At 71.5% G+C, this 10,601-nt stretch carries 11 protein-coding genes; 7 read left to right on the plus strand and 4 right to left on the minus strand.

Translation table 11 applies throughout. From position 1 onward, the window contains the following. The first annotated feature begins 13 nt into the window (after window positions 1-13). From ABZT04_RS22040 to hemC, 6 genes are all read left to right on the plus strand, one after another. Entirely contained in the window at window positions 14-658 is a 645-nt protein-coding gene (locus tag ABZT04_RS22040) for a response regulator transcription factor (RefSeq protein WP_356058535.1), read from the plus strand. A gap of 188 nt (window positions 659-846) precedes the next feature. Then, a complete protein-coding gene (locus ABZT04_RS22045; protein WP_356058536.1) occupies window positions 847-1,542 on the plus strand; it encodes a histidine kinase dimerization/phosphoacceptor domain-containing protein in 696 nt (231 codons plus the stop codon). Window positions 1,543-1,763: 221 nt separating this feature from the next. Further along, entirely contained in the window at window positions 1,764-2,540 is a 777-nt protein-coding gene (locus ABZT04_RS22050) for an NPP1 family protein (protein WP_356058537.1), read from the plus strand. A gap of 77 nt (window positions 2,541-2,617) precedes the next feature. Continuing rightward, window positions 2,618-4,177 carry a glycosyl hydrolase family 65 protein gene (locus ABZT04_RS22055; protein ID WP_356058539.1) on the plus strand — a complete coding sequence of 520 codons (1,560 nt, stop codon included), beginning with the start codon at window positions 2,618-2,620 and terminating at the stop codon, window positions 4,175-4,177. A 367-nt stretch (window positions 4,178-4,544) separates the two neighbouring features. Then, window positions 4,545-5,552, plus strand: coding sequence for a questin oxidase family protein (locus tag ABZT04_RS22060; protein ID WP_356058540.1), 1,008 nt, complete (start codon window positions 4,545-4,547; stop codon window positions 5,550-5,552). Window positions 5,553-5,625: 73 nt separating this feature from the next. Further along, window positions 5,626-6,561, plus strand: a complete 936-nt coding sequence (hemC, locus tag ABZT04_RS22065; protein WP_356058542.1) for a hydroxymethylbilane synthase — start codon at window positions 5,626-5,628, stop codon at window positions 6,559-6,561. Between the two features lie 4 nt (window positions 6,562-6,565). Here the strand turns inward: hemC and ABZT04_RS22070 are convergent, their stop codons facing one another. From ABZT04_RS22070 to ABZT04_RS22085, 4 genes are all read right to left on the minus strand, one after another. Then, window positions 6,566-7,084, minus strand: a complete 519-nt coding sequence (locus ABZT04_RS22070) for a hypothetical protein (protein ID WP_356058544.1) — start codon at window positions 7,082-7,084, stop codon at window positions 6,566-6,568. Between the two features lie 189 nt (window positions 7,085-7,273). After that, a complete protein-coding gene (locus tag ABZT04_RS22075) occupies window positions 7,274-8,137 on the minus strand; it encodes an ABC transporter permease (protein WP_356058545.1) in 864 nt (287 codons plus the stop codon). After that, window positions 8,097-8,957 carry an ATP-binding cassette domain-containing protein gene (locus tag ABZT04_RS22080; RefSeq protein WP_356058546.1) on the minus strand — a complete coding sequence of 287 codons (861 nt, stop codon included), beginning with the start codon at window positions 8,955-8,957 and terminating at the stop codon, window positions 8,097-8,099. Before ABZT04_RS22080 ends, ABZT04_RS22075 begins: the two co-directional genes overlap by 41 nt. After that, a complete protein-coding gene (locus tag ABZT04_RS22085) occupies window positions 8,954-9,409 on the minus strand; it encodes a MarR family transcriptional regulator (RefSeq protein ID WP_356058548.1) in 456 nt (151 codons plus the stop codon). The genes ABZT04_RS22080 and ABZT04_RS22085 overlap by 4 nt, the downstream gene beginning before the upstream one ends. 103 nt (window positions 9,410-9,512) lie before the next feature. Here ABZT04_RS22085 and ABZT04_RS22090 point away from each other — a divergent pair, with 103 nt between their 5' ends. Then, window positions 9,513-10,316 carry a VOC family protein gene (locus tag ABZT04_RS22090; protein WP_356058550.1) on the plus strand — a complete coding sequence of 268 codons (804 nt, stop codon included), beginning with the start codon at window positions 9,513-9,515 and terminating at the stop codon, window positions 10,314-10,316. Window positions 10,317-10,601 lie beyond the last annotated feature (285 nt).

The raw sequence follows: 10,601 nt of genomic DNA on the forward strand, positions 1-10,601 counted from the left end.
AGGCGGAACTGTCGTGAGAGTCGTGATCGCCGAGGACAACGCCCTGCTCAGGGAGGGTCTGGTCCTCCTGTTGACGTCGGCGGGGCACGAGGTGGTGGCCGTCGCGGGCAGCGGGCCCGAGGTGCTGCCCGCGCTGCTCGAACACCGGCCGGACGTGGCCGTGCTCGATGTGCGGATGCCGCCCGGATTCCGCGACGAGGGCCTGCGGGCCGCGCTGGAGGCACGGGAGAAGATTCCGGGGCTGCCGGTGCTGGTGCTGTCGCAGTATGTCGAGGAGTCGTACGCCGCCGAGTTGCTGGGCGTCGGCGCGAGCGGGGTCGGCTATCTCCTCAAGGACCGGATCGGCCGGGTCGACGAGTTCCTCGACGCGCTGGACCGGGTGGCGGCCGGCGGTACGGCGCTCGACCCCGAGGTGGTGACCGAGCTGCTCACCCGGCGCCGCAACTCACCGCTGGACTCGCTGACCCCGCGCGAGCGCGAGGTGCTGAAGCTGATGGCGGAGGGCCACGACAACACGACGATCGCCAGGACCCTGGTCGTCACGGAACGCGCGGTCAGCAAGCACATCGGCAATGTGTTCCTGAAGCTGAGCCTGCCGCCGAGCGACAGCGGGCACCGCCGGGTGCTGGCCGTGCTGGCGTATCTGCAGAACGTGTGACGTGACGCGCGCCGCCGGTCGTGCCCGGGGACGACACGGCCGGCGGCGTGTACCGCGTTCTCAGTAGCGGTGACTGTCGGCAGCCGCACGACGGCGGGACCGGGGTCCGCCCGGGAGTCTGGTGTCCGACGAGGGGTCTCCATGCGGCGCAGCGCTACGCGGACGAGCACATCCGCACCGTCGACACCATGGCGGCGGTGCTGCTGTTCGTCATGTTTCTCTTCGGCAGCGAGCTGAACGTGCCGTCCGGTCCCCGGTCCGACGTGGGCTCCACGATCGCGCTCGCCGCGGTCTCCTGCGCGGCCCTGCTCTTGCAGCGGAGCCGTCCCCGTACGGTCGTCGCGGTTACGGCGGTGACGGCCGCCGGGGCGGGCGCGCTGGGCTGTCTGCTCACCCCGCTGACGCTGGGGCCGTTGATGCCGGCCCTGTACCGGCTGGCCATGCTGACCCGCCCACGGACGGCCCGCCGCTACTTCTTGGTCCCGGTCGTGCTGGTGGTGGGCGCGGCCACGGTGGTGGACCCGGTGCATCACCCTTGGCCGTTCAGGACCGTCGGCCCGGCCGCCTGGCTGCTGCTGCCGGTCGTCGCCGGGAACGCGCTCCGGCTGCGGGACGCCTGTCTGGAGGCGGTGCGGGCGCGGGCCGAGTACGCCGAGCGCGCCCGGGAGGAGGAGGCCAGGCACCGGATGGCCGAGGAACGGATGCGCATCGCACGGGAGTTGCCCGACGTGGTCGCCCATCATCTGGTCCTGGCCCACGCGCAGGCCGGCACCGCCGCCCACCTGGCGCGCACGCACCCCGAGCAGGTGCGGAAGATCCTGACGGAACTCGCCGGTACGACATCCTCCGCGCTGCGCGAGATGAAGGGCACCAACTCGTCGTGATGGCCTACCAGACGGGTCTGGTGCGGGCGTCCGTGCCGCCGGATCCCGAGCTGTGAACCGGTGAACGCACCGGAGAAGCAAGGAAGTTGCGTAGATCAAGTATTGGGCGGCGTGTCACCGCCGTGACACCTCGCCCCCTTGGCACGTACATGAAAAATCGGGACGCTGAAAGCCCTTTCCACCCCTCACAGCCATCGGGCTGCGCCCGCAAAGGAGGACGCGTGTCGTCCCAGAAGTCCCGAGTCCGCCGGGGAAGGTGGCTCGCCGCCCTCGGTGGTGCCGCCGCCCTGGTCGTCGCCTTCCCGTCCGCCGCCTTCGCCGCCCCGCCCAAGGCGCTGCCCTCGAACGCCGAGGCGGCCGAGCAGACGTATCTGCCCGCCTTCGACTACGACACGGACGGCTGCTACCCGACGCCCGCGATCGGCCCCGACGGGACCGTCAACGGCGGCCTCAACCCGACGGGTTCACTGAGCGGCGACTGCCACGACGCCTCGGACCTCGACAACACCAACAGCTACTCGCGCTACAAGTGCAACAACGGCTGGTGCGCGTACATGTACGGCCTGTACTTCGAGAAGGACCAGGCGCTCGCCAACTCCAGCATCGGCGGGCACCGCAACGACTGGGAACACGTCGTGGTCTGGGTGCAGAACGGCCAGATCCAGTACGTGTCGACGTCCAACCACGGCTCGTTCACCGTGCACGCGGCGTCCGAGGTCCGCTTCGACGGCACCCACGCCAAGATCGTCTACCACAAGGACGGCATCGGCACGCACGACTTCCGGCTGGCGAACGCCAATGACGAGCCGCCGGAGAACGACAAGCACACCTGGCAGTACCCGCCGCTGGTCGGCTGGAACGGCTACCCGGCGGGCCTGCGCGACAAGTTGAGCGCCTACGACTTCGGCAGCGCCAACTTCGGACTCAAGGACGCCAACTTCGCGGCCCACCTCACCTCGGCCGAGCCGTCCGGAATCACGTTCGACCCCAACGCCTGACGGTACTCGGCACAGGGCACCATCGTTCTCAGAGCTCCCGGGATCATCTCGACCCCGGGAGCCCGAGAGGACGGAACGTGGCAGCCAGACGAATCTCCCGGCGGGCTTTCCTGGTCGCGCTGGCGGTGGCCGGGGCGACGGCCTTCCCCGCGGGTGCGCAGGGCCCGGCTCCCGGGAACGGATACAGCATGCCCACCCTCGACTTCGACGACCCGGCGGTCCAACGCCGGCTCGGCGCGCTCTACGCGTCCGCGCTCAGGTCCGTGTCCGGCGCCAACACCATCGGCGCGGACCGCTCGGTGTACGACCGGGCGGGCCTGCTCGCCTACCCGCCCGGCACCGTCGTGCGGGCGGGCGGCGGCTATCCCGCGCCGCAGCGCTGGACACGGGACGCGGCCGTCAACACCTGGAGCGGGGTCAGCCTGCTGGCACCGGCGGTCGCCCGGAACACCCTGTGGTCCGTGGTCGACCACGCGGGCGACGGACTCGTGGTCCAACAGGACAACCAGTGGTGGGACCAGATCGTGTGGGTCCTGGCCGCCCACCACCACTACCTCGTCACCGGCGACCGCGACTTCCTCACCCGGGCCTGCGACACGTCCACGCACACCCTCGCGGCCCGCCGCGCCCAGCACTTCAACGCGTCCTTCGGCCTCTTCGAGGGCCCGGGCTTCATGAACGACGGCATCTCCGGCTACCCGAGCCCGCCCGCCTCGACATCCGTCCACTCGTCCTTCGTCCTCGACCACCCGCAGGCTGCCAAGCTGATGTGCCTGTCGACCAACTGCCTCTACTACGGCGCCCAATTGGCCCTCGCCGCCATGTCCGAGGCCCTCGGCCGCCCCGTACAGGCCGCCTCCCTGCGCTCGGACGCGGAGCGTCTGCGCACGGCGATCGACCGGCACCTGTGGCGCGCGGACGCCGGCACCTACGGCTATCTCGTGCACGGCGAGGGCTCGCTCGCCGGACGTCTCGACACCTCGCAGGAGGGCGCGGGACTGGCCCTCGCCGTCCTCCTCGGCGTCGCCGACGCCGACCGGGCCGCCCGCATCCTGGACTCCACGCACTGGCAGCCGTACGGCATCGTCAACGTCTGGCCGCACTTCCCGCGCTTCGACGACCGGCGTCCGGGACGGCACAACATGATGGTCTGGCCGATGGTCCACGGACTGTACGGCCAGGCAGCCGCCGACGCGGGCCGCACCGAGCCGTTCGCCCTCGCTGTCGACACCCTCGCCGGGCTGATCACCACGAGCGGCGGCTTCTACGAGGTGTACAACTCCGTGACCGGCGCGGTCGACGGCGGCTGGCAGGGCGGCAGCAGCGGCCACGCCGACCACTTCGTCTCCCAGCCCGACCAGACCTGGTCGGCGACGGCGTATCTGCGCCTGGTCCACGACGGCCTGTTCGGCCTGACCTTCACGGACGACTCCCTACGACTGCGCCCGTGCCTGCCTCCGTCCTGGGGCCCGGTACGCCTGCGCGGACTGCCGTACCGGGACATGACGCTCGACGTCACTCTGCGCGGCGCCGGAAGCCGGGTGCGGTCGAGCACGGTCGACGGGCGGGCCGGGGAGCCTGTCGTGGCGGCCGACGGACGGGGGCATCGCACGATCGAGGTCGTGCTGACCGAGTAGGACCTGTCCGGCCGACCGGGTCGCAGAAGAGGAACGGTGCCTGGGTAGTGCCGGTGAGCGGGGGGAGCGTACGGCCGCGAGGCGGGAGGAGAGGTCGGCGGCTGCCGCCACGGGCGACACGACAGGGCCCTGCGCGCCAGCTTTCGAGCGACGGGGAGCCAGCGGGTGAAGGCAACGCCGGAGATGGGCGCGCCACACCTCGCGGCCGCGGCGTGATCGGCCGGACAGGCCCCGGCCCCCGCCGCGCGGCCACCGGCGGCATCCACTCCCCACGGCCGTAGGACCGCCGACCTAGGGCCGGGGGCGGGTGCTGCTTCCGTCTCCGGGCCGATCTGTTCTCGTGGGCCGGAGACCTAGCGTGCTGGGTATGGACACGAGCGGAACGCTGGAAGAGGCCTTCGGACGACTGCATTCCACCGGGCCCGAGCGGGACGGCTGGCTCAGCAACCACGCACCGATGGTCGCCGAGGCACTTGCCGCGCGCGGGCGGGCCGGGGCCGTTCACCACTGGCTGGATCTCTACCGGGACAAGCTGGAGGAGTTCCCCGATCCGGTGGCTCCCGTCACTGACGGCAACTGGCCCTCCGCGCTGGGCGATCCGCACCGGGCCGCCGACTGGATCGGCTACTTCTCCCGTGCCCTCGCCGAACATCCCTGGCGGGGCGTCCTCGCCGTGTGGTGGCCGCGTCTGCTGCCCGGGATCGCGGCGGGCGCCACCCATCCGGTCATCCGGGTCGGCCATGCCGTGCGGGCGCTCGGCGCGGAGGAGAACGAGCCCCGGCTCACGGAGCTCGCGCACGGGCTGGGCTACTGGGCGGCCCGGCACCAACCCGTGTCCGGCATCGCGTCGGTGCCCGGCGCACGCACCGCCGCCGACGCCCTCGACGCCATACCTCCGATCGTCGAAGGGCCGGTCGGTTTCCGGGCCCGGCTGGACGCCGTACGCCGACTGCCCGTCTGGGCGGGCGAGGTGACCGATCCGGACGCCGCGCGGGACCGGCTCACCGAACTGGTGCGCGCGGCCACGCATCGCTACGCCACCCACGGGCACGGGCAGCCGACCATGCTGGTCCACGCCGCGACGGCTCCCAATGCCGTGCTGCGCGCGCTCGACGCGCTCCCCCGTGAGCTGTGGGTGCCGAGCCTGCACGCCGCGTGGACGGCGTCCGCGGCGGTCACCGCGATGTACACCCCCGACGAGCCGGTCGAGTACACACCGCCGGCGCCCCTCACGGCGGAGGATGTGCTCGAACGGGCCGTGGCCCATGGTGACGAACACGTCATCAAGTTCACCGACACCGCTCTGGACGTGGGCGACGAAACGGCCCTGGTCGCCGCGGTGCGCGCCGTGGAGATCAGCGAGCCCCTTGTCTGATTCGGGTGGTGCCACAGGTTTGAGTTGGCGGGTGCCGCGTCGGAGGAGGTGCGGAACGGTCTATCGTGGCCGCATGTCCGTGCCCGAACTGATCCGTATCGTCTCCCGCGACTCGCCCATGGCGCTGGCCCAAGTGGAGCGTGTCCGCGCCGAGTTGGCCGTCCTTCATCCACAGGTGCGCACCGAGGTCGTGCCGGTGAAGACGACCGGCGACAAGTGGATGGGCGATCTGTCCGCGGTCGAGGGCAAGGGGGCGTTCACCAAGGAGGTGGACGCCGCGCTGCTCGCCGGTGAGGCGGATCTCGCGGTGCACTGCATGAAGGACGTGCCCGCCGACCGTCCGCTGCCGGCCGGCACTACGTTCGCCGCGTTCCTGAAGCGGGACGACATCCGCGACGCCCTGATCCACCCGGGCGGGCTGACCCTGGACGAGCTGCCGGCCGGTACCCGTGTCGGCACCTCGTCGGTCCGCCGGGTCGCCCAACTCGCCGCCACCCACCCGGAGTTGCACTGTGTGCCGTTCCGCGGCAACGTCAACCGGCGGCTGGAGAAGCTCGCCGCGGGCGAGGCGGACGCGCTGCTGGTCGCGATGTCCGGCCTGGAGCGCATCGGCCGGCTGGACGTGGCCACCGAGGTGCTGTCCGCCGAGGCGATGATGCCGCCGATCGGCGCGGGCATCCTCGCCCTGCAGTGCCGCGAGGGCGACACCGACGTCATCGACACGATCAGCGGGCTCGGCCACCCCGAGGCCCATCGTGAGGCGACCGCCGAGCGTATGTTCCTGCATGTCCTCCAGGGGCACTGCAACAGCCCGATCGCCGGGTACGCCCAGGTGGACCGGAGCGGTGAACTGTCGCTGCGCGCCTGTGTGTTCACCCCGGACGGCAAGACCAGGCTGAACGCGCACGAGTGGGCGGGCCGGCTGGACCCGGCGACGCTCGGAACGTCGGTGGCCGTGGCGCTGCTGCGTCAGGGCGCCCGCGAGATCATCGACGGCATCCCGCACTGACCCCTCAGGCGGGGCCGGGTTCCGCCTGGTCGCGGAGGAAGTTGCTGACCTGGTGCGCCAGGCTGTCGTCCCGCCCCGCACCGCCGGCGACGGCCGCCTCGCACAGACCGATACCGCCCGCCCACAGGCGCCGGTCGGTCCACTCCTCCTCGACCCGGAGCTGCACCTGCACGTCGACCTGGGTCAGGGAGGCCTCCGCACCGGCCGCGTACAGGACGGCGGTGGCGCGGCGCAGCGGGTGGACGTCGAAGCCCTCGATGAACTGCGAGCTGCGCCAGTCGATGAAGGCGCTCTCGCCGTCCGGGCCGAGCCTGACGTCGATCTGGCCGTCCTCCAGGTGGATGCCGTAGTGCCGCGCGCCGCGGTTCTCGACGGTCACCCGGAGCGTGAAGTACGTCAGCCCCTCGGCGGCGTCGTCGCGTCCGCGCGGCGGCTCGGCAGCCGCCAGGCTGTGGACACGGACACGCAGACCGGCATGTTCGTCGTACTCCTGCCAGTCCCCGACCACGTTCGGCTCGTACACAGTGCACCCTCTCGACCTCAGAGAGCTGCTTCCTATCTGTGTGCTCAGCGCACTGTCAAATGAGCAGAATGCGCTGTGGCCAGCGATTTCGTCCGCTTGATCACTGATCAAGCCGTGCGCAGGAAGAATCCGCTTTCCGGCCGTCGAACCGTGGTCGGGGGCGTGCCGCACATCACCTTCCGGACAAGATCAGCGGGCGAGCCGTCCGAGCAGGGAGGAGGCGGCGGCGATGCCCAGTGCAGCGGCCACCAACAGCACGGCGAAGTCGGTGCCGACATGCGAGGGGGTGCCGAGCAGAAGGCCGCGCAGGGCGTCCACTTCGTAGCTCAGCGGGTTCACCTTGCTGACCGTCTGGAGCCAGCCCGGCATGATCGCCACCGGGTAGAGGGCGTTGGAGCCGAAGAACAGCGGCATGGTGATCGCCTGTCCGAAACCCATCAACCGGTCCCTGCTGAGCACGATGCCGGCGATGGTCATCGACAGACAGGAGAAGAAGGCCGAGCCGAGGATCACGATCGCCCCGACGCCGAGCAGCTTCAGCGGGTTCCAGGTCAGCGCCACCCCGAGGATCGCCGCGATGACCACCACGACGACGGCCTGGATCAGCGACTTCACACCGGCCGCAAAGGCCTTGCCGGTGATCAGCGCCGAGCGCGGGGTCGGGGTGACGAGGAGCTTGTTGAGGATGCCGGCGTCGCGCTCCCAGATGATCTGGATGCCGTAGAAGATGGCGATGAACATCGCGGACTGGGCGATGATGCCCGGGGCGAGGTAGTCGATGTAGGGGATGCCGCCGGTGGGGATCGCCTTGATGCGGGTGAAGGTCTGGCCGAAGATCAGCAGCCAGAGGGCCGGTTGGACGGCTCGGGTGTACAACTCTGTGCGGTCGTGGCGGAGTTTCTGGAGTTCTACGGCGCACATCGCGATGACGCGGGCGGGGATCAGCCGCCAGCCGGACCGGGGCTGGGGCGGGGTGAGCAGAAGGTTGAGGCCGTTCTCGGCGGTGGCGGGGTCAGCCGACACGGTTCGCGGTGCGGCGGGTGCTTCGGACATCGCGGAAACCTCCTGACTGGTCTTCGAGACCGCTGCCGGCGATGTCCCGGAAGACGTCCTCAAGGGTGGGCAGCGGATCGGTGGCGGGGGCGCCGTCCGCGCGGCGGCGTTCGCCGAGGCCCTCGCGGAGCTGGGTCGGGGTGCCCAGGGCGCGGATCCGGCCGCGGTGCATCAGGCCGACGCGGTCGCAGTACTGGTCGGCCTCGTCCATGTAGTGGGTGGTGACCAGCACGGTCATGCCGGTGGCCTCGCGCACGGCGTTGATGTGTTCCCACACGCTGGTGCGGGCGATCGGGTCGAGGCCGATGGTGGGCTCGTCGAGGATGAGCAGACGGGGTGCGCTGACCAGGGCCTGCGCGAGTTCCAGTCGGCGGACCATGCCGCCGGAGTAGGTGTTGGCCAGCCGGTCGGCGGCGTCGGTGAGGTCGACCGCCCGCAGCGCCTGGGCGACGCGGGCCGCGCGTTCCCGGCGCGGGACGTCGAAGACGCGGGCGAAGAGAGCGACGTTCTCGCGGCCGGTGAGCCCGCTGTCGGCGGAGAGCTGCTGTGGGACGTAGCCGAGCATCCGGCGCACGGACATCTGGTCCTTGGCCGTGTCGTGGCCGAAGACGTGGACCATGCCCGCCGGGACCGGCAGGAGGGTGGTGATGCAGCGGATGGCCGTGGTCTTCCCGGCTCCGTTGGGGCCGAGCAGTCCGAAGACCTCGCCCTCCCCCACGGACAGGTCGAGCCCGTCCACCGCGGTCGTCTCGCCGAAGGAATAGGCGAGCCGGGTGCAGCTCACGGCTGCGGCCCGCCCGGGGGCGGTGTCCGGTGTCATGAGTCCTCGGCCTCCTCGTGCAGATTGACGGCCAGTTGGCGCAGGGCCGGGATCGCCGCGCGCAGCGCGTCCCGGTCCGCCCGGTCGAGACGGTCGACCTGTCCGCGGACGAGTTCCGCGCGCCGCGCGTGCCAGTCGGCGAGGCGGGTCTTGGCCGCCTGCGTGAGCTGGAGGCGGGCGGCGCGCCGGTCGGCGGGGTCCGTCCCGCGGATCAGGAAGCCGTCCCGGACGAGCTGGTTGACGAGCGTCGACACCGAATTGCTCGCGAGGTACAGCTCCTTGGCCGCGTCCGAGATGCCGATGCCGGGCCGGATCTCGACCAGGCGCAGCAGCTCCACCTCGGCGCCGCGCAGCCGCGGCAAGGTCATCTCGCTCCGTAGTCGCCTGCGGATCAGCCGCTGGACACCGACGAGCGCGTCGGCCAGCTCCTCCGGGAAGTTCTCCGTCTCCACACTTGTGAGATTACCTCTTTAGCAGAGGTAACTAACCCAAAGGGATGGTCAAGACACGTGCTCGACAGGCACGGGTACCCCTTCCGGTTGGACACTGGGGGTCATGAACCACGACAGCGAACCGTTCCCCGGCAAGCCGGACGCCGTCTCCACCCACTCGGTGTTCGGGGCCCCGTGCTGGGTCAGTCTCACCAGCCGCGATGTGGAGACCACCGAGGCGTTCTACGAGGCCGTGTTCGGCTGGAAGTGGCGCTCGGCCCGGCTCGGCGACCGCTTCCGGATCGCCACGGCGAACGACGTTCCGGTGGCCGGTCTGGCCGCGGTGGCCTCGATGTGGCAGGTGGCGGTGGCCTGGACGCCGTACTTCGCCGTGCCCGACGCGGACGTGGCCACCGGCCGGGTCCGCGAGCGCGGCGCCACGGTCGCCGTGGGCCCGCTGTCCTTCCCGCCCGGCCGGGCGGCCCTGCTCGCCGACCGGGACGGCGCGACCTTCGGCATCTGGGAGGGCGACCTCATGGGCGGCTGGGAGACCTGGCGCCGCTCGGCCCCGGCCTTCGTCCGCCTGCACACCCGCGACGCCTTCGAGGCGGCGATCTTCTACGGCGAGATCCTCGACTGGGCGTCGGCGGACCCGCAGAGCTGCGAGGTCCGCTACGAGGGCGGCGAGGTCGTCCTGCTCAGCGACGGACATGTCGTGGCGCGGATCGAGTCGGGCGCGCTGGAGGCGGCCCCCGACCCGACCGTCCGCCCGCACTGGCAGGTCCACTTCGCGGTCGCGGACATCCGCTCGTGCGCCCGGGTGGTCGCGGCGCACGGCGGAGGCGTCCTGCGGGAGTCCGACTACGAGGCGGTGCTGCGCGACCCGGACGGCGCACAGTTCACGGTGACGTCACGCGAGACCCCCTGAAGCCAATGCCGTTGCCCTACGGGGTGGCTCCGGACCGTGTCCGCGACGTCCCGTCGTTCGCCCACAGGGCGTCGCCTCGCGCTCGTCGCAGCCCGGCGTCGCAGCCCGGCGTCGCAGCCCGGCGTCGCAGCCCGGCGTCGCAGCCCGGCGTCGCAGCCCGGCGTCGCAGCCCGGTGTCGCAGCCCGGTGTCGCAGCCCGGTGTCGCAGCCCGGTGTCGCAGCCCGGTGTCGCAGCCCGGTGTCGCAGCCCGGTGTCGCAGCCCGGTGTCGCAGCCCGGTGTCGCG

The sequence above is a fragment of the Streptomyces sp. NPDC005492 genome, from assembly GCF_040605995.1.
Classification (GTDB): Bacteria; Actinomycetota; Actinomycetes; order Streptomycetales; family Streptomycetaceae; genus Streptomyces.